We start from the raw sequence: 18,978 nt of genomic DNA, 5'->3' as shown, positions 1-18,978 counted from the left end.
GTTATGGAAAAATAATTGAGCGAAATCAGTGGTAAAAAAATTAATTGAGAAGATTTAAATGACGGTACTCACCAACTTATTGGATTTTGATCCTGCACAGCTCGTAGCATATTGCGGTGAGTTGGGTGAGAAGCCATTTCGTGCAAAACAATTGCAGCGTTGGATTCATCAATTTGGCGCAAGTAATTTTGATGAAATGACCGACCTCGCCAAATCTTTGCGAGAAAAATTAGCTGGTCGCGCGCACATTTCTGCGCCTGCGGTAATCAGTGATCATACATCGGCAGATGGTACACGTAAGTGGTTAGTCGATGTCGGAAACGGTAATGCCGTTGAGACTGTATTCATTCCGGAAGAAAATCGTGGCACTTTGTGTATTTCTACGCAGGCTGGCTGCGCGGTAAATTGCCGTTTCTGTTCTACCGGAAAACAAGGATTTAATCGCAACTTGAGCGTGGGTGAAATTATCGGCCAGTTATGGATGGCTGAGTTCGAGTTGCGTCGGACTAAAGGCATAGAGCCTGGCCCAAAAGGTGAGCGTCAAATTACCAATGTGGTGATGATGGGAATGGGGGAGCCACTCTTAAATTTTGAGCCCACCGTGACTGCCTTAAAGTTAATGCTTGATGATAATGCATATGGTTTGTCGCGTCGCCGAGTGACCTTGTCGACTAGTGGTGTGGTGCCAATGATTGATAAGCTCGCTAAAGAATGTCCAGTTGCTTTAGCGGTGTCCTTGCATGCATCAAATGATCAATTGCGCGATGGTTTGGTGCCATTGAATAAGAAGTATCCATTGCATGAGTTGATGGATGCATGTCGTCGTTATCTTGAATTTGCTCCGCGTGATTTTATTACTTTCGAATACTGTATGTTGGACGGTGTGAATGATACCGATCAGCATGCGCGAGAATTGGTTGCGTTAGTCAAAACCGTTCCATGTAAATTTAATTTAATTCCGTTCAATCCTTTCCCTGAATCTGGTTTGAAACGTTCACCCAATGTGCGCATTAAATTATTCGCACAAATTTTGATGGACGCTGGTATTGTCACGACTGTGCGTAAAACGCGCGGTGATGATATTGATGCGGCATGTGGTCAGTTGGCCGGTGAGGTGCAAGATAGAACGCGAGTACAAGAGCGTATGCAGCAAATGTCAGAGTATCAGAAGAAATTTGGTCCAAATTTTGGGAAAATTACGGAGATAAAATAATGAGATTTTTAAAGTCGACTTGTGTTCTGGTAATTACTTTTTGCGCGATGTCATTGTCGGCTTGTTCAAGCTCAAAATTTTCAAATTCTCTCGATGACGAGAAGACTGTTGCAGAGAATCCTGATCTGCAGCGACGGGTGTCGATTCGTATGCAATTGGCGGTCGACTACTTTAAGGAAGGCCAATTCAAGTTGGCTTTAGAAGAGATTCGAAATGTCATCTCCATTTCGCCGCAGTTCGCCAATGCCTATAGCTTGCGTGCATTGATACAGATGGAAATGAACGATCCGCAGCGTGCTGAAGAAAATTTTCTGCATGCATTGAAGTTGGATCCAAGTAACTCAGAAATTCGCAACAACTATGCGTGGTTCTTGTGCCAAAATGGACGAGAAAAGCAAGCATTGCCACTGTACGACCGAATTTTAGGTGATCGTAGTTATCCAACGCCGTTGAAGGCGATGATGAGTGCTGGGGTTTGTAGTTTGCGCATGAAAGATTTGAATAGCGCAGAAAAATACTTTTTGATGGCATATCAGCTCGATCCGATGAATCCTTCTGCAAATGCGAATTTGGCTAAGGTTTATTACGATAAATCACAATTTGATAAAGCGCGACCATTCATTCAGCGCGTTTTGAAAGAAGAGATTTTTGCGGCAGATGTATTATGGATTGCGATAAAGATTGATCATAAATTAGGTGATCAGACCTCTGTAAATAATTTGGGAACTCAATTGCGACGTCGACATCCAAATTCAAGAGAATTTGCTCTGTTTCAAAAAGGTGCTTTTAATGAGTGATGTATTAGAGACTGAAGTGATGGATTCAAGCAAGCCGATTATCACGGTAGATAGCACAACAACTTTGAATTCGGTAGGCGCACAGTTGGCTGCTAGTCGGCAAAGTAAAAATTGGACAATTCCCTTCGTCGCTGAACAATTGAAGCTTTCGCAAGCGCAAGTCACCGCTTTGGAGTCGGATAATTTCGCAGCACTTCCTAAAATGGTGATTGTGCGTGGATTTGTTCGAGCATATGCAAAGTTGTTGAGGATTGAAGCAGATCATCTGGTTGCCGCATTGCCGCGAGATGCAGAATCGACGCAATTGGAAACAGCGATGCGCCCGGCCTTGTCGACCCCATTTGTGGAGTCGCGTTTATCCTTGCACGGCAGTCACGATAATAATCGTCGATATATCATTGGTGTCATCGTTTTGATTGTCATTATTGGGGTTTTCTTGATTTTGCAATCTACCGAGTTCGGTAAAAACATTCGTAGTGCTTTTGAACAAAAAGAGAATGTCGCTGTGACGCAAGCTTTGGATTCTTCTCCAGCGCTGGATGAGCCAGCTGTAGCTCAAGCTAGTCAAGTGCTCGGCACGGTTCCAAATTCTGTCGCAGCTTCGGTTGCATCTGTTGAGGTCAATGCGGTGGCTGCTAGCACGGTTGATACGGCAGGTACTGCTTCTGTGGCTAGTCCAGCCATAGCTGAGACTATGGATTCAAGCAAGCCAGCAGCTTCATTGGCAGAACCGGTAACGGCACCTGCTGCTAGCGAATCGTTTGTTCTTAAGTTTCGGCAAGATTCTTGGGTACAGGTAAAAACTGAAGCAGGTACTATTTTGAGTTCTCACTTGGCAAAAGCCGGAACTGAGGAAGCATTTAGCGTGAAGCAAGTGCTATACGTCAAGCTTGGTAACGCTGCAGGAGTTGATGCTATCTTGCGTGGTTCGCCAATGACTGTGACGTCTGAGCGTGGCAATAACGTCGCTAACCTGGTTGTGAAGTAAATATGCTAGTCGATTTAAAAGAAATTGCCTGTGGTGCAGCTTTACGACGTCAATCTCGTGCTGTTCAAATTCGTTATCGAGATAAGGTTGTTGTTGTTGGTGGCGATGCCCCGGTTGTTATTCAATCTATGACAAATACCGATACGGCTGATGCGATCGCTACCGCAATTCAAATTAAAGACTTGGCGCGCGCTGGTTCTGAGTTGGTGCGGATCACTGTCAATAATCCTGAGGCAGCGCAGGCAGTGCCAGCAATTCGCGAGCAACTTGATCGCATGGGTATTGATGTCCCCTTGGTTGGTGATTTTCATTACAACGGGCATACTCTTTTGAAAGACTTTCCCGGTTGTGCGAAGGCCTTGTCTAAGTACCGAATTAATCCCGGCAATGTCGGCCAAGGTGCAAAGCGTGATACGCAATTTGCACAGATGATCGAAATGGCATGTCTGTATCAAAAGCCAGTGCGAATTGGCGTGAACTGGGGCAGTTTGGATCAGGCCTTATTGGCGCGCATCATGGATGAGAATTCTCAGCGCGCTGTGCCGCTAAGTGCACAAACTGTCATGTATCAGGCTTTGATAACATCGGCGATTGAGAGTGCGCAACGTGCCGAGCAGTTGGGCTTGCCCGGTGATCAGATTATTTTGTCTTGCAAAGTATCTGGTGTGCAGGATTTGATCTCTGTGTATCGTGAAATTAGTAAGCATTGTGATTATCCATTGCACTTGGGTTTGACCGAGGCAGGCATGGGAAGTAAGGGCATTGTTGCCTCAACCGCTGCACTATCGGTTTTGCTGCAAGAAGGAATTGGCGATACGATTCGTATTTCATTAACGCCTGAGCCTGGTGGTGATCGCTGCAAAGAGGTGTTTGTTGCGCAAGAGATTTTGCAAACCATGGGCTTACGTAAGTTTATGCCGATGGTGATTGCCTGCCCTGGATGTGGCAGAACAACTTCGACTGTGTTTCAAGAGCTTGCAGATGACATTCAGTCGTTTTTGCGTGAACAAATGCCAGTATGGAAAACACAGTATCCAGGTGTTGAAGGTATGAATGTGGCAGTGATGGGCTGTATTGTGAATGGCCCAGGCGAATCCAAGCATGCGCATATTGGTATTAGTTTGCCTGGAACAGGTGAGTCACCAGCCGCGCCAGTCTTTATCGATGGTGTTAAAGCGATGACTTTGCGTGGTGAAAACATCGCGCAAGATTTCCAAAAAATAGTTTTGGATTATGTGCAGACACGTTACTCACCACAAGTTTAAGATTTTAAAATTGTTATAAGCACAGACATAGTTTAATTAAAAGTAAATTGGAAATGACGGCATGTCCGAAGATAAGAAAATAGAAAAGATCAGTGGTATCAAGGGAATGAATGACATTCTTCCTGAGCAAGCTGCACTTTGGGAATTGTTTGAAAATACGGTGCAATCTGTATTAAAGAGTTACGGTTTTCAGCAAATGAGGACACCGATCGTTGAGTCGACGCCATTATTTGCGCGCGGCTTGGGAGCGGTGACGGATATCGTTGAAAAAGAAATGTATTCTTTTGAAGATTCGATGAATGGCGACAAGTTAACGCTGCGCCCTGAAAACACGGCTGGTATTGTGCGTGCAGCACTTGAACATAACATCACTTACGATGGACCAAAGCGTGTTTGGTATAACGGGCCAATGTTCCGTCATGAAAAGCCGCAACGTGGGCGTTATCGTCAATTTCATCAAGTCGGTGCAGAAGCTTTGGGCTTTGCCGGTCCGGATATTGATGCTGAATTGATCGTGATGTGTCAGCGCTTGTGGGATGATTTGGGGCTCACAAATGTACGCTTAGAATTAAACTCGATTGGTGATGCGGCGGAACGCAATCAACATCGTGCAGAATTGATTGCCTACTTTGAACGGCACAAAGATCAGTTGGATGCAGAGGCTCAGCGCCGTTTGTATTCAAATCCTTTGCGTATTCTCGATACGAAAAATCCAAGCATGCAAGATTTGGTAAATAATGCACCGAAGTTGTTGGATTTCTTGGGCGAAGAATCAAAAGCACATTTTGAAGGTGTGCAAAAGATATTACGTCACAATAGCATTCCATTTACCATCAATCCGCGATTAGTGCGTGGTATGGATTACTATAATCGCACAGTGTTTGAATGGGTTACCGATGAATTAGGTGCGCAAGGCACTGTTTGTGCTGGTGGTCGATACGATACCTTGTTCACGATGTTTGGCGGTAAACATACGCCAGCATGTGGTTTCGCGATGGGCGTCGAACGCTTGCTGGAGCTCATGAAACTCAACGGCGATGCGGAAGTCGCTCAATCATGTGATGTGTATTTAGTGCACCAAGGCGAGCAAGCGCAAATGCAATCTTTTGTTTTAGGTGAGCGTTTGCGTGATGCAGGCTTAGATGTTGTGTTACATTGCGCATCTGCTACTGGAATCGGTAGTTTTAAATCGCAAATGAAAAAGGCAGATGCTAGTGGCGCTGCATTTGCTGTGATTATTGGCGAAGATGAAGCTGCTGCTGAAACCGTAACCGTAAAGTCAATGCGTTCGGAAGACTTTGCAAATAATCAAACTAGTGTTCCTTTTGATACCGCTGTTGATTACTTAGTTGATCAGATCGTTGGTGCTGATCACGACGAATCTCAGTGCGATAATCCTAATCATATTCACCTTCATCATTAATAAAAAAATGGCATACGATCTCGAAGAGCAAGAACAGATAGACACCCTCAAAGCTTGGTGGAAACAATATGGTAATTTAATTACTTGGTTATTAATCGCTGCCTTATCCAGTTTTGCGGCTTGGACGGCTTGGAAGAATTATCAATTGGGCCAGGCAAGTCAGGCGTCAACAATTTATGAAGAAGTGCAACGCGCAGCAGCATCGAAAGATAATGCAAAAGTGCAGGGCGCTAGTGCAAACTTGGTGACCAAATTTGCTGGTACCTCGTACGCAACGATGGCTGCTTTAACTGCGGCTAAAACCGCGTTTGACGCGAATGATTTGAAGACAGCAAAAACACAATTGTCTTGGGTTGTTGAGCATGGACATACCAAAGAATTTCAAGCATTAGCGAAACTGCGTTTGGCTGCGATTTTTCTTGATGAGAAAAATCTTGATGAGGCTTTAAAGACTTTGTCAGGCGAATTTCCTGCCGAATTTGAAGCTGATGTACTAGACAGAAAAGCAGATGTTTTTGTTGCGCAAAATAAGCTCAAAGAAGCGCGTGAAACATATAAGAGTGCATTGGATAAAATGGGTGAAAAGCATGTTGGTAAACAACTAGTGCAAATTAAGCTTGATGCATTAGGTGGTGCGCCCGAAATGAAAGTTGCTGTAACTTCAGACAAGAAATAATATGAAATTGACTATGCTTCCTCGCAGCCTCGTTGTATCCTTGTGTAGCGTTACTTTATTAAGCGCTTGTTCTAGTTTATCTTGGCTTAATCCATTTGCAAAAGAAGATACAAAAACAGCGCCTGCACCTTTGCAAATTTTTACGCCAAGTATGTCGGTAAAAAATGCTTGGACGCTTAGTGTAGGAAGTTCTGGAGAATATTTTTTTAGTCCTGCGGTAGTCGGCTCTGAATTGTATGCTGCAAGTGCAGATGGGACAATTGCTAAAGTTAATGCCGCGAATGGGCAGCTTGTCTGGAAGATTAAAGCTGATTTGCCTCTGACTGCAGGTGTTGGTGCGAATGCCAAAATAGTTGCAGTGGCTGCGCAAAAAGGTGCTTTGTTCACCTATGACACGCAAGGTAAATTGCGTTGGAAAGCGCAAGCGAGTAGCGAAATTTTGTCGATTCCAGCGGTAACTGATTCTTTGGTATTGGTTCATAGTATCGATAATCGAATTACAGCGTTTGACGCAGATACTGGCGCATTAAAATGGGCAGTTGAGCGCCCATTGCCTGTATTGACTTTGCGTATGGCGACCGGTATTACAATCAAAGATCAAATTGGCATGGTTTCTACACCTGGTGGCAAGTTGATCGCATTGGCATTGCAAAATGGTGGTTTGCGCTGGGAAGCGACAGCAGCCGAGCCAAAAGGCGCAACTGAATTAGAGCGTATCGTTGATATGTCTGGTGCACCAGCCTTGGTAGGCAATACAGTTTGTGCTGCTAGTTATCAAGGTCGTGTAGCGTGCTTTGATGCAGCGAATGGTACTGTCAAATGGGCTAAGAGTATTTCTAGCGAGGTTGGTGTTGCAGCTGACGAGCGTTTTGCTTTTGCTGCCGACAATGCCGGAGGTGTCTATGGTTACGACATCAATGGTGGTGCCACAGTATGGAAGAATGATAAGTTGACGAATCGCGGTTTAGCTACGCCAACGTCGTTTGGTCGCGCTGTCGTGATTGGCGATCGATTGGGATTCTTGCATTTTTTATCTAGAGAAGATGGTTCTTTCTTGGCACGTATGCCAACGGATGGAAGTAAGATTATGTCTGCGCCGGTGATTGCCGGTAATAACCTGATTGTGCAAACAAAGTCAGGTGCTGTTGTCGCATTCGCGACGGAATAAATTAATGAAACCAGTAATTGCTTTAATCGGCCGGCCCAATGTCGGTAAATCCACTTTGTTCAATCGTTTGACGCGGACTCGTGACGCCTTGGTTGCTGATTTGCCAGGCTTAACGCGTGATCGTCATTATGGAGAAGGACGGGTTGGCGAACGCCCGTTTTTGGTAATTGACACGGGTGGTTTTGAGCCAGTTGCAAAAGAAGGCATCATGCATGAGATGGCGAAGCAAACCAAGCAAGCCGTCGCCGAAGCGGATGTCATTATTTTTTTGGTAGACGGTCGCCAAGGACTTACACCGCACGATAAAACCATCACAGACTTTTTACGTAAATCTGGTCGCTCAGTCATGTTGGTGGTGAACAAGGCTGAAGGGATGCGTTATACCAGCGTTGCCGCTGACTTCTACGAACTTGGCTTAGGCGATCCTTATGTGATTTCCTCTGCGCACGGTGATGGCGTTACTGATTTGGTTGAGGAGGCACTGAACATTGCTCACGCCTCACGTCCAGATGAGCCAGAAGAAAATCTTGATGCAGCTAAAGGGATAAAGATTGCGATTGTCGGTCGCCCGAACGTTGGTAAATCAACTTTAGTGAACACTCTGTTGGGTGAAGAGCGGGTAATCGCGTTTGATATGCCTGGAACCACGCGTGACTCAATTGAAATTCCATTTGAACGTGATGGTCAGCAATACACCTTAATCGATACTGCAGGTATTCGTCGCCGTGGTAAGGTGTTTGAGGCGATTGAAAAATTCTCCGTGGTGAAGACCTTGCAGTCGGTATCTGAAGCGAATGTCGTTCTATTATTGCTGGATGCTCAACAAGACATTTCTGAGCAAGATGCGCATATTGCTGGATTTATTCTTGAGTCTGGACGCGCGCTAGTCGTTGGTGTCAATAAGTGGGATGGTTTGCAAAGTGATCGACGTGACGAAATCAAAATGGATATTGAGCGTAAGTTGAATTTCTTAACATTTGCTAAGTTCCATTTTATCTCAGCGTTAAAGTCGACTGGTATCGGTCCGTTGATGAAGTCGATTGATTCCGCATATGAAGCGGCGATGGCCAATCTGTCCACGCCAAAATTGACCCGTGCATTGATTGAGGCTGTTGAACATCAGCAGCCTAAGCGTAAAGGATCAATTCGTCCGAAAATGCGTTATGCACATCAAGGTGGACAAAATCCACCGATCATTGTTATTCACGGTAATGCGTTAGAGGCGATTGGTGATGTCTATAAACGTTATCTTGAAAAACATTTTAGAGAAACATTTAATTTAACGGGCACACCTTTGCGTATAGAAATGCGCTCGGGTAAAAATCCGTTCACCAAAGATTCGAAGTAAAAGGGCTGTTTACGCAAACTTTACTTCGTTAAATTTCTTTGAAGTATTTAAAAAAAGAACTTCTCGTGGTATCTTAATTATCTTTTGGACACTTGAAATAATCAAAGGTGTCCCCAACTCCTAATCACAACAACACAATGGAGCTGTTATGAGCAATAAAGGGCAACTGTTACAAGACCCATTTTTGAATGCGTTAAGAAAAGAACACATTCCTGTTTCAATTTATCTGGTCAATGGCATTAAGCTACAAGGTCATGTTGAGTCATTTGATCAGTATGTCGTGTTGTTGCGTAATACAGTTACGCAAATGGTGTATAAGCACGCAATTTCTACTGTTGTTCCTGCGCGTGCAGTGAGCATTAATTCCGAATCTGAAGCTGAGTAATTATTCTTGAATTTTTCAGGTATTCGAATTTCTTTTAGGTTCATATGCGCGCTGCTCTAGTTGGCGTGGACTTCGGCAAAGGAGACTTTGCTGCGAGTTTAGATGAGCTTTCTCAGCTCGCTCTTTCTGCAGGGGCTGAGAGTATCACAAGCATTGCATGTAAGCGATCTAGTCCTGATGCCGCCTTATTTGTCGGATCAGGAAAAGCTGATGAGATTGCGCATGCGGTCACTGACCTTGGTTTAGATCTGGTCATATTCAATCACGCACTATCACCAGCGCAGCAGAGAAATCTGGAGCGTCACCTGAAGATTCGGGTGGTGGATCGTACCAGCTTAATTCTTGATATTTTTGCGCAGCGCGCTAAAAGCCATGAAGGTAAGGTTCAAGTCGAGTTGGCGCAGTTGCAGCATCTAGCCACGCGCTTGGTTCGTGGATGGACGCATCTGGAACGACAAAAAGGTGGTATCGGCTTGCGTGGTCCAGGTGAAACGCAGTTGGAAACAGATCGCCGTTTGCTCGGTGAGCGCGTCAAGATGCTTAAGGCAAAGATGGAAAAATTGCATAAGCAAAGGGAGACGCAGAGGCGTTCGAGAGGTCGGAGCAGTACGTTTACAGTATCTTTGGTTGGTTATACCAATGCTGGTAAATCAACCTTGTTTAATACTTTGACCAAGGCGGGAACGTATGCCGCAAATCAATTGTTTGCTACTTTGGATACCACCTCGCGTCGTCTGTACTTAGATGGTGTTGGCAATATTGTTGTTTCTGATACGGTTGGTTTTATTCGAGATTTACCTCACCAATTAGTTGCTTCCTTTAGAGCGACTCTGGAGGAAACGATACATGCAGATTTGTTATTGCATGTGGTCGATGGTGGAAGTGCCGTTCGCAATGATCAAATTGATCAAGTGAATCATGTTTTGAAGGAAATTGGTGCCGACCATATTCCGCAATTATTGGTTTGGAATAAGATAGATCAGGCCGATTTGCCTCCTGCAATCGAGCGGGATGAATATGGTAAAATTAGCAGAGTTTTCGTTAGTGCAAAAAATGGTTTAGGTATTGATTTGTTGCGTAATGCGATCGTTGAGCTGATGCAGAAGGATGCAGATAGTTCCGAACAAGTTGCAGATGTAATTGATATGGATGATTAGGTTTCGGTTTGTGTTTCTTTTGTTCTATTTTAAAAACAGGACTTAAATAAATTGATGTCGCTCAGGTGTTGATCGTTGAAACGTATCTACACTAACAAAAAATGAGTGATTCAAATGTAAGTTTTGCAAAAGTCCATTTAGTAATTAAATTCAACAATTTATCGGGTAATCAACGAATGCGAATTCCTTTTTTTAATCGCTTAAGGCCATTACTCTCTTTGAACGACCCGCAATGGGGGCGCGGTTCAAAAGGAGATAAGCCAGATGGTAGAAAACCAGAAGACGGTCCGCCAGATTTAGATCAGCTTTGGCGAGATTTTAACCAGTCGATCGCGCGTATGTTTGGTAAGACTGGCGGCGCTGATGGTGGTAATGGTGGTTCACCGAATGATTCTCTATTCGCGAAGATTGGCTTTGGCGTAATTCTCGCGGTATTGGCTTTTTTCTGGATGATTAGTGGCTTTTTTATCGTACAAGAAGGTCAGACCGGTGTTATCACAACATTTGGGAAGTATAGCTATCAGGCAAATCCGGGTTTTAACTGGCGTTGGCCGGCACCGATACAAGCGCATGAAATCGTCAATGTGCAACAGGTTCGTACGGTTGAAGTTGGATATCGAAACAATGTAAAAAACAAACAGCCAAAAGAAGCTTTGATGTTAACTGATGATGAAAACATCATCGATATTCAATTCGCTGTTCAATACAAACTGAAAGATGCGGCGAAATGGCTGTATAGCAATCGCGATCAAGAAGAGATGATTCGTCAGGTTGCAGAGACTGCAATTCGTGAAATTGTTGGTCGTAGCAAGATGGACTTTGTCCTTTATGAAGGTCGTGAGAAAGTCGCATTAGATGTGAATGTCTTAATGCAGCAAGTATTGGATCGTTACGAGTCCGGCGCACAGATCACGAATGTGACTATGCAAGCGGTACAACCACCTGAGCAAGTCCAAGCAGCATTTGATGATGCGGTAAAAGCGGGGCAAGATAAAGAACGTCAGAAAAATGAAGGCCAAGCTTATGCGAATGACGTCATTCCAAAAGCACGCGGCGAAGCTTCTCGTATGTTGCAAGATGCCGAAGGTTATCGTTCTAAAGTGGTAGCGAATGCGGAAGGTAATGTTTCTCGCTTTAAGCAGGTTTTGGTTGAATATCAAAAAGCGCCAGCAGTCACGCGTGATCGTATGTATTTAGAGACGATGCAACAAATTTTCTCCAGTACGACCAAGTTGATGATGGACGCAAAGAATTCGAACAATATGATTTATTTGCCTTTGGATAAATTAAATTCACAAGGTGATAGCGGTAATCGTACTAGCGCACCTGTGGCTCCAGTAACGTCACCGTCCGATACAATGACAACGGTGGAAGTAAGAGGAACAAAAGATGGTAGAACTCGCGATTCTCGCGACAGGGAGTCTCGTTAATGAATAAGTTTATTTCATCTTTAATCGCGCTCGCCATCGCAGGCGTGGTGTTTTATTCGACCATTTTTGTGGTTGATCAAAGGTCGCATGCGATTGTCTTTGCACTTGGTGAAGTGAAGGCCGTGATTAGTGAACCTGGTTTGCATTTTAAATTGCCACCTCCATTTCAAAACGTGATGTTTTTGGATAAGCGTATTTTGACGATCGAATCACCAGAAGCAGATCGCTTTATTACTGCTGAAAAGAAAAATATTTTGGTCGATACCTATGTGAAGTGGCATATCACTGAGCCAAAATTGTATTTCGTTAGTTTTGGTGGTGAAGAAGGGCGTGCCCGTGATCGTTTGTCGCAAATCGTTAAAGCTGCTTTAAACGAAGAAATCACCAAGCGCTCGGTGCGCGATGTAATTTCTGGTGAGCGCGACAAAGTCATGCAAGCTATTCGTAAAAAAGTAACCGACGAAGCGAAGCAAATTGGTGTTGAGATTGTTGATGTACGTCTGCAACGTGTTGACTATGTTGAGCAAATCAATAATTCTGTGTATGAACGTATGAAGGCGGAACGTAGCCGCGTAGCAAATGAATTGCGTTCTACAGGTTTTGCTGATTCTGAGAAGATTCGTGCTGATGCAGACCGTCAACGGATTGTCATTTTGGCCGAAGCATATAAAGAAGCGCAAACGATTAGTGGTGCTGGTGATGCGGAAGCAGCAAAGATTTACTCGCAGGCTTTCAGTCAGAATGCAGAGTTTTATAAGTTTTATCGTAGTTTGGAAGCCTATCGCGCTAGCTTCAAGAGTAAGAGTGACATGATGGTTGTTGATCAAAACTCTGAATTCTTTAAGTATTTCAAAGCGCCTGGTGCTGGCAGTGCTGGAGCCGCGCCTAAAAAATAATTTAACCTAAAAGTGGGTGTCGTTAGATAGACTGCATTTCATTTTGAATTGCAGTCTTTCTAGTTTTTGCCCGATCTATTAATGTTTGCAGTATTGTCATTACTGAAGATTGTTTCTTATGCCAAATTGGCTACTCCCTGAAAATATAGCCGACGTATTGCCTTCCGAAGCACGCAAGATCGAAGAATTGCGTCGTGTTTTATTAGATAATTTCCGTTGCTATGGCTATGAATTAGTCATGCCTCCTATGCTTGAATACATCGAGTCTTTGTTGACAGGTGCTGGTCAAGATATGGACTTACGTACTTTTAAGTTGGTTGATCAAATATCTGGTCGTACCATGGGGGTACGCGCTGATATGACGACCCAGGTAGCGCGTATTGATGCGCATCTATTAAATCGCAAATCGGTAACGCGTCTGTGTTATGCCGGTAGTGTGTTACATACGCGACCATCGGGATTGCATGCGACGCGTGAACCACTGCAAATTGGTGGTGAAATCTATGGTCACGCTGGTTTGGAAGCCGATGCTGAAATTCAAGAATTGATGTTGGCATCTTTGGCGCTAGCGAATATTTCCGAAGTGCGTTTAGATTTATGTCATGTGGGCGTATTACGAGCATTGCTCAATAGCGACGAAGCGGCGAAGCGACATGAATCGCAATTGTTCGCCTTGTTAGAGGCGAAAGATTTGCCTGCTTTGAAAGAGTTGACAAAAGACTTCCAACCAGTCGTTCGTCAAGCTTTGTTGGATTTGCCAAATTTATATGGTGACAAATCGATTATTCAAAAAGCGCGTGAAATTTTGCCCAAACTGGATGGGATTGCGATAGCATTGAATGAGTTAGCCTATTTGGTTGAATTGGCTGGCAATGCAAAAGTGACGGTTGATTTGGCTGATTTGCGCGGGTATCACTACCATAGTGGTGTGATGTTTAACGCTTTTGTACCAGGCTTGCCAAATGCTGTGGCGCGTGGTGGTCGGTATGATCATGTGGGCGAGGCATTTGGTCGTGCGCGTCCAGCAACAGGATTTTCTTTAGATTTACGTGAGTTGGCGCGTTTGATGCCATCGGCAGAGCGTAAGAATGCGATCTTGGCGCCTTGGAATCAAGATCCCGCGTTGCGGATGAAGATCAATGAATTACGTCAAGCTGGTGAGGTGGTGATTCAAAATCTCCCCGGCCACGAGAATGAACAGGACGAATTTGAATGCACACGCATGGTCGAATTCGATGGTAGTCAATGGATTTTAAAAACTGTAGGTTGATGAGCGATGTCACAAAATAAACCAGCAAAAAATGTAGTTGTCATTGGAACCCAGTGGGGCGATGAAGGCAAAGGTAAAATCGTCGATTGGTTGACGGATCATGCGCAAGGCGTGGTGCGTTTTCAAGGCGGTCATAATGCCGGCCACACTCTCGTAATCGGCGGTCAAAAGACAGCTTTGCAATTGATTCCATCTGGAATTATGCGTGCGGGCACTGCATGTTATATCGGTAATGGTGTCGTTCTGTCGGTTCCAGATCTATTGCGTGAAATCGATAAGTTAGAAGCGAATGGCGTCGAGGTTTGCTCGCGTTTAAAAATTTCTGAGGCTTGCCCAGTCATCCTGCCTTACCACACTGCATTGGATGCAGCGCGCGAAGCGGCACGTGGTGCAGCTAAGATTGGAACGACAGGAAAAGGCATTGGCCCAGCTTATGAAGATAAAGTCGCGCGTCGTGCTATTCGCGTAGCCGATTTGCTGAATCCAGAACGCTTTGCCGAAAAGCTCAAAGAGAATCTGGAATATCACAATTACGTCTTGGTGAATTATTTAAAAGCAGAAGCGGTCGATTTCCAAAAAACTTATGATGATGCGATGCGTGATGTGGCTCGAATTCGTCCTATGGTGACCGATGTTTCTAGTGCTTTACATGCGGCATACAAAAACGGAGCAAGTTTACTGTTCGAAGGTGCGCAAGGTAGTTTGCTTGACATCGATCATGGTACATATCCTTTCGTTACTTCAAGTAACTGCGTGGCGGGGAATGCGTCTGCTGGTTCGGGCGTGGGTCCTGGTATGTTGCACTATATCTTGGGTATTACTAAGGCTTACACTACGCGAGTTGGTTCTGGTCCTTTCCCATCTGAATTGCCGACTGATCAAGGCGTTGGTAAGCATTTGGCGAGTGTCGGTCATGAGTTTGGCACGGTCACTGGACGCGCACGTCGCTGCGGTTGGTTTGATGCTGCGTTGTTGAAGCGCTCTGTTCAAATCAATGGTGTATCTGGTATGTGCTTGACTAAGCTCGATGTGCTTGATGGCTTAGAATCATTAAAGTTGTGCACTGGTTACACTATCGATGGTAAATCCGTTGATATTTTCCCTGTCGGTGCGGAAGAAGCGGCTCGATGTGTTGCTGTTTACGAAGAAATGCCGGGTTGGTCTGAATCCACTGTTGGTGCGCAATCAATGGAGGCCTTGCCAGTGAATGCACGTAACTATATCAAGCGTATCGAAGAATTAGTTGGTGTACCAATTGATATGGTTTCAACTGGCCCAGACCGCGAAGAGACCATCGTTCTTCGTCATCCATTTCTATAAAGATAGAGACGATGTCGAATTTGAAGAATCCAGAGCAAAATGATTTGTGGGTCTCGTGGGATGAATACCATCGCGCAATTGAACTTTTAGCCTTAAAGGTTCACGAATCTGGTCTGCAATTTGATCATATCTTGTGCTTGGCGCGTGGCGGTCTCAGAATAGGCGATGTATTTTCTCGTCTATTTAAACTGCCATTGAGTGTACTTTCAGTCAGTTCTTATCGCGGTAGCGCTGGGCAAGAGCAGGGGCAAATTCAAATTGGCGGCAGTATCGCCAGTGTCGAAAAAAGCCTTTCTGGTCGTGTCTTGCTGGTAGATGATTTGGTAGATTCTGGCGTTACCTTTCGCGAAGTACAGCCATGGCTGAGACGTCATCATCCAGAGATCACTGAGATGAAAAGTGCGGTGATCTGGGTGAAGTCAGTTTCTGTTGTGGTTCCTGATTTTTATTTGCAGTACTTAGAAGGTTCACCGTGGATACATCAGCCATTTGAGATCTACGATACCTTGTCAATTCAGGAACTTGCTACACAAAAATAAACATTTGGGTATGTAGTCTGAGCAAGTTTGATCGTAGAACAAAGACGGATTTTAATTATTAAATCCGTCTTTTTTATTCATCGAACGTACCTCTGTTGCTAGTGCGATCGTTGATGGATTGATGTTTAGTGCGGAGTTTTCGCGATAGTTTTCAGCGATTGTATTTTTTTTGATTAGAAATAAAAAAGCCGTTGACGAATCAACGGCTTTTTTAAGTAATCGAGCAAATAATGCTGGTGCCCACGGAGGGACTCGAACCCCCACACCCGAAGGCACATGGACCTGAACCATGCGCGTCTACCAATTCCGCCACGTGGGCAACGGAGACCAAGATTATAAAGTAATACCTCACAAAGTCAATGTATTAAAAGTAGTGCCCGCTAACAGAAAGCATGTCATCTGCCAGCTTTTTTATCGATAGCAAAGATGATCTACGTATCAATTGCAGATAAGCAGTAGATCTGTAGCGACACTTTTTGCAAAGGCTAGGTATTTTTAAATTTACCCGATAAACTATGTTTATCTACTGACGGTTGCATAATGTTGTAGCCTTAATCAATTACAAAGAGATTTCAACGTTTTGAATAAACATCTTTATTCCATCCCAAGTCGAGAAGATATTCTTGGCATCTTGCGCGCTTCAAAAACAAGTTTGAAGATAACATCGATTGCAAAAAAATTAGGCGTAAAACCTGAGGAGATCGAAGGCATGGCGAAAAGGCTCAAAGCAATGGAGCGTGAGGGACAAATTGCTCAAGATAAGGTTGGTAATTTCACTGCGTTGTCGCAAGAAAATCTGATCGTCGGAAGAGTGAGTAGCCATCGTGATGGGTATGGTTTCTTGACGCCAGATGATGGAAGCCCTGATCTATTTTTGCCCGAACGTGAGATGGCGCGTATTTTAAACGGTGACCGTGTTAGCGCACGGGTTGTCGGTACCGATCGCAAGGGACGTTTAGAGGGAAGTGTTTCGGAAATTCTTGAGCGTGCTAATACCCATATTATTGGTCGCTTGATTCAGGAAAACGGTGTTTGGTTAATTGCGCCAGAAGACAATCGCATCAATCAAGACATTTTATTGGCGGGCTCTCCAGGCAAAGCGAAGGCAGGGCAAGTGGTCAGTGTTGAGTTGGTTGAACAACCAACTAAATATTCGCAGGCACTTGGAAAAATCGTTGAGATTCTTGGTGAGATTGATGATCCTGGAATTGAGATCGAAATCGCGGTGCGAAAATTCGGTGTGCCACACGAATTTTCTGATGCTGCACAAAAAGCAGCAAGTAAATTGCCGTTTGATGTTGGTGCCAAAGATCTTGAAGAACGTGTTGATCTGCGTGATATCGCATTGGTGACGATTGATGGTGAAGATGCCCGCGACTTTGATGATGCGGTGTATTGTGAACCTTGCAAAATTGGCCGAGAAAAAGGATATCGTTTGTTGGTAGCGATTGCCGATGTCAGTCATTACGTCAAGCCGAATGACGCTATTGATCAGGATGCGTTATTGCGTAGTACTTCTGTGTATTTCCCGCGTCGCGTGATTCCCATGTTGCCGGAAAAATTATCAAACGGCCTGTGTTCTTTAAACCCCAATGTCGATCGATTGACCTTAGTTTGCGATATGGTGGTTTCACTTGATGGTGAAGTTACTGCTTATCAATTTTACCCAGCGGTCATTCACTCCGCTGCGCGTTTTACTTATACAGAAGTCGCTGCAATTTTAGGAAACACCAAAGGACCTGAGGCCAACAAGCGACTCACTTTAGTGCCACATTTACTGCATCTTTATGAGGCGTTTCAAGTTTTATTGAAAGCACGTCATCGTCGTGGCGCAATTGATTTTGAAACTACCGAAACCTATATCGTCGCCAATGCGGCTGGCAAGATAGAGAAAATTTTGCCACGTACACGTAACGATGCCCATCGTTTGATCGAAGAGTGTATGTTGGCTGCCAATGTTTGTGCCGCGAGCTTGTTACAAGAATATGATCATTTTGGTGTGTATCGTATTCATGCTGGTCCTACAAAAGAAAAATTGACACAGGTACGCAATTTCTTGCGTCAAGTTGGCTTGAATTTGACTGGCGGCGATTCGCCTTCTGCATCAGACTATGCGCAATTGATGGAAAAAATTAAGAGTCGACCAGACTCGCAGTTATTGCAAACGATGCTGCTGCGTTCTATGCAGCAAGCGGTGTATAGCCCAGATAATATTGGTCACTTTGGCTTGTCGTATGATGCGTATGCGCACTTTACTAGCCCAATTCGCCGTTATCCCGATTTATTGACTCATCGTGCGATTAAGGCGATTTTGCAAGGCAAAAAATACGAGCCTAAAGGAATCGATACGAGTATTTTAAACACCACGATTTCAAATGCAGCACGCAAGCAAATGGCCGCGGATCGTGCAGCAGGAAAAGAGCGTCAGCAAAAAGAACAAACGATTTGGGATATGTTGGGAACCCATTGCTCTGCGAATGAGCGGCGCGCCGATGAAGCTTCGCGCGATGTGGAAGCATGGCTCAAGTGCTATTACATGAAGAGTAAATTGGGTGAGGAATTTACTGGCACGATTTCTGGCGTGACTCAATTCGGATTGTTTGTGCAGCTTGATGAAATGTTCGTTGAAGGTTTAGTTCACATTACCGAACTTGGCGCGGACTATTTTCAGTTTGATGAAGCTCGACATGAATTGCGTGGCGAACGTAGTGGAAAACGTTATCAATTGACCGATAAAGTAAAAGTAGTCGTTAGTCGTGTAGATATCGATGCAAGAAAAATTGATTTGTCTTTGGCGACAAGTGCGATACCGAATCGATATCCAAAAACACGTGAATTAGAAGAGGTTGCAACGACGCGCCAAACAAAGCGTGCTGCGACCAGTAGAACCGCCAATGCGGCAACAGCTAAAACGCAAAAAGAGCTTGCTTCGTATGTGGATCCCTCGTCGAATAAACCAAAACGTAAAAAAGCGAGCGCCGCAGCGGTACGTAACGAGCGTAAATCCAAATCGGTGCAAAGCACGCGTAAAAAGCGCTGATGCTGTCTGTTACTACTGACATGTAGTAGTGCGCGCATATTGAATGAAAGCACATTGGTATTT

At 44.5% G+C, this 18,978-nt stretch carries 16 protein-coding genes and 1 tRNA gene; 16 read left to right on the top strand and 1 reads right to left on the bottom strand.

All coding sequences use genetic code 11. The annotated features are described in order from the left end of the window. Positions 1-58: 58 nt before the first annotated feature. From rlmN to IE103_RS02330, 15 genes are all read left to right on the top strand, one after another. Positions 59-1,213 carry a dual-specificity RNA methyltransferase RlmN gene (gene rlmN, locus IE103_RS02400; protein ID WP_189344407.1) on the top strand — a complete coding sequence of 385 codons (1,155 nt, stop codon included), beginning with the start codon at positions 59-61 and terminating at the stop codon, positions 1,211-1,213. After that, on the top strand, positions 1,213-2,010 hold the full coding sequence (gene pilW / locus IE103_RS02395) for a type IV pilus biogenesis/stability protein PilW (RefSeq protein ID WP_189344406.1): 798 nt from the start codon (positions 1,213-1,215) through the stop codon (positions 2,008-2,010). Before rlmN ends, pilW begins: the two co-directional genes overlap by 1 nt. Then, positions 2,003-2,998: a helix-turn-helix domain-containing protein gene (locus IE103_RS02390; protein WP_189344405.1), complete on the top strand. Its 996-nt coding sequence runs from the start codon at positions 2,003-2,005 to the stop codon at positions 2,996-2,998. The genes pilW and IE103_RS02390 overlap by 8 nt, the downstream gene beginning before the upstream one ends. Positions 2,999-3,000: 2 nt before the next feature. After that, complete coding sequence (gene ispG / locus IE103_RS02385; RefSeq protein WP_189344404.1) at positions 3,001-4,263, top strand: flavodoxin-dependent (E)-4-hydroxy-3-methylbut-2-enyl-diphosphate synthase; 1,263 nt, start codon at positions 3,001-3,003, stop codon at positions 4,261-4,263. 61 nt (positions 4,264-4,324) lie between these two features. After that, entirely contained in the window at positions 4,325-5,686 is a 1,362-nt protein-coding gene (gene hisS, locus IE103_RS02380) for a histidine--tRNA ligase (RefSeq protein WP_189344403.1), read from the top strand. 7 nt (positions 5,687-5,693) lie between these two features. Continuing rightward, entirely contained in the window at positions 5,694-6,362 is a 669-nt protein-coding gene (locus tag IE103_RS02375) for a YfgM family protein (protein WP_189344402.1), read from the top strand. A gap of 1 nt (position 6,363) precedes the next feature. Then, positions 6,364-7,530 (top strand): outer membrane protein assembly factor BamB, encoded by a 1,167-nt coding sequence (bamB, locus tag IE103_RS02370; protein ID WP_189344401.1) that lies wholly within the window; start codon positions 6,364-6,366, stop codon positions 7,528-7,530. Positions 7,531-7,534: 4 nt separating this feature from the next. Further along, positions 7,535-8,878 (top strand): ribosome biogenesis GTPase Der, encoded by a 1,344-nt coding sequence (der, locus tag IE103_RS02365; RefSeq protein ID WP_189344400.1) that lies wholly within the window; start codon positions 7,535-7,537, stop codon positions 8,876-8,878. 148 nt (positions 8,879-9,026) lie between these two features. Then, positions 9,027-9,263: an RNA chaperone Hfq gene (gene hfq / locus IE103_RS02360; RefSeq protein WP_189344399.1), complete on the top strand. Its 237-nt coding sequence runs from the start codon at positions 9,027-9,029 to the stop codon at positions 9,261-9,263. Positions 9,264-9,307: 44 nt separating this feature from the next. Further along, positions 9,308-10,420 (top strand): GTPase HflX, encoded by a 1,113-nt coding sequence (hflX, locus tag IE103_RS02355; protein WP_189344398.1) that lies wholly within the window; start codon positions 9,308-9,310, stop codon positions 10,418-10,420. 176 nt (positions 10,421-10,596) lie between these two features. After that, positions 10,597-11,850, top strand: coding sequence for an FtsH protease activity modulator HflK (gene hflK / locus IE103_RS02350; protein WP_189344397.1), 1,254 nt, complete (start codon positions 10,597-10,599; stop codon positions 11,848-11,850). Beyond that, the gene (gene hflC, locus IE103_RS02345) at positions 11,850-12,746 is read left to right on the top strand and encodes a protease modulator HflC (protein WP_189344396.1); all 897 of its coding nucleotides are present in this window, start codon (positions 11,850-11,852) and stop codon (positions 12,744-12,746) included. Before hflK ends, hflC begins: the two co-directional genes overlap by 1 nt. A 118-nt stretch (positions 12,747-12,864) precedes the next feature. Continuing rightward, positions 12,865-14,016 carry an ATP phosphoribosyltransferase regulatory subunit gene (locus IE103_RS02340; RefSeq protein WP_189344395.1) on the top strand — a complete coding sequence of 384 codons (1,152 nt, stop codon included), beginning with the start codon at positions 12,865-12,867 and terminating at the stop codon, positions 14,014-14,016. A gap of 6 nt (positions 14,017-14,022) precedes the next feature. Next, complete coding sequence (locus IE103_RS02335; protein WP_189344394.1) at positions 14,023-15,336, top strand: adenylosuccinate synthase; 1,314 nt, start codon at positions 14,023-14,025, stop codon at positions 15,334-15,336. A 20-nt stretch (positions 15,337-15,356) separates the two neighbouring features. Then, entirely contained in the window at positions 15,357-15,875 is a 519-nt protein-coding gene (locus tag IE103_RS02330; protein WP_373295227.1) for a phosphoribosyltransferase, read from the top strand. Between the two features lie 234 nt (positions 15,876-16,109). Here the strand turns inward: IE103_RS02330 and IE103_RS02325 are convergent. Continuing rightward, positions 16,110-16,194, bottom strand: a tRNA-Leu gene (locus tag IE103_RS02325). A 261-nt stretch (positions 16,195-16,455) separates the two neighbouring features. Here IE103_RS02325 and rnr point away from each other — a divergent pair. Continuing rightward, positions 16,456-18,915 carry a ribonuclease R gene (gene rnr / locus IE103_RS02320; protein WP_189344392.1) on the top strand — a complete coding sequence of 820 codons (2,460 nt, stop codon included), beginning with the start codon at positions 16,456-16,458 and terminating at the stop codon, positions 18,913-18,915. Positions 18,916-18,978: the final 63 nt, after the last annotated feature.

Source organism: Affinundibacterium macrobrachii (genome assembly GCF_014652415.1).
GTDB lineage: Bacteria > Pseudomonadota > Gammaproteobacteria > Burkholderiales > Burkholderiaceae_D > Undibacterium > Undibacterium macrobrachii.
The sequence above is the reverse complement of the archived record's forward strand: the minus strand, read 5'-3'. Positions and strand labels throughout refer to the sequence as shown.

Bases quoted from the DNA above. Each gene is read 5' to 3' on its own strand.
- rlmN (WP_189344407.1), top strand. From the start codon at position 59: ATGACGGTACTCACCAACTTATTGGATTTTGATCCTGCACAGCTCGTA.
- pilW (WP_189344406.1), top strand. From the start codon at position 1,213: ATGAGATTTTTAAAGTCGACTTGTGTTCTGGTAATTACTTTTTGCGCG.
- IE103_RS02390 (WP_189344405.1), top strand. From the start codon at position 2,003: ATGAGTGATGTATTAGAGACTGAAGTGATGGATTCAAGCAAGCCGATT.
- ispG (WP_189344404.1), top strand. From the start codon at position 3,001: ATGCTAGTCGATTTAAAAGAAATTGCCTGTGGTGCAGCTTTACGACGT.
- hisS (WP_189344403.1), top strand. From the start codon at position 4,325: ATGTCCGAAGATAAGAAAATAGAAAAGATCAGTGGTATCAAGGGAATG.
- IE103_RS02375 (WP_189344402.1), top strand. From the start codon at position 5,694: ATGGCATACGATCTCGAAGAGCAAGAACAGATAGACACCCTCAAAGCT.
- bamB (WP_189344401.1), top strand. From the start codon at position 6,364: ATGAAATTGACTATGCTTCCTCGCAGCCTCGTTGTATCCTTGTGTAGC.
- der (WP_189344400.1), top strand. From the start codon at position 7,535: ATGAAACCAGTAATTGCTTTAATCGGCCGGCCCAATGTCGGTAAATCC.
- hfq (WP_189344399.1), top strand. From the start codon at position 9,027: ATGAGCAATAAAGGGCAACTGTTACAAGACCCATTTTTGAATGCGTTA.
- hflX (WP_189344398.1), top strand. From the start codon at position 9,308: ATGCGCGCTGCTCTAGTTGGCGTGGACTTCGGCAAAGGAGACTTTGCT.
- hflK (WP_189344397.1), top strand. From the start codon at position 10,597: ATGCGAATTCCTTTTTTTAATCGCTTAAGGCCATTACTCTCTTTGAAC.
- hflC (WP_189344396.1), top strand. From the start codon at position 11,850: ATGAATAAGTTTATTTCATCTTTAATCGCGCTCGCCATCGCAGGCGTG.
- IE103_RS02340 (WP_189344395.1), top strand. From the start codon at position 12,865: ATGCCAAATTGGCTACTCCCTGAAAATATAGCCGACGTATTGCCTTCC.
- IE103_RS02335 (WP_189344394.1), top strand. From the start codon at position 14,023: ATGTCACAAAATAAACCAGCAAAAAATGTAGTTGTCATTGGAACCCAG.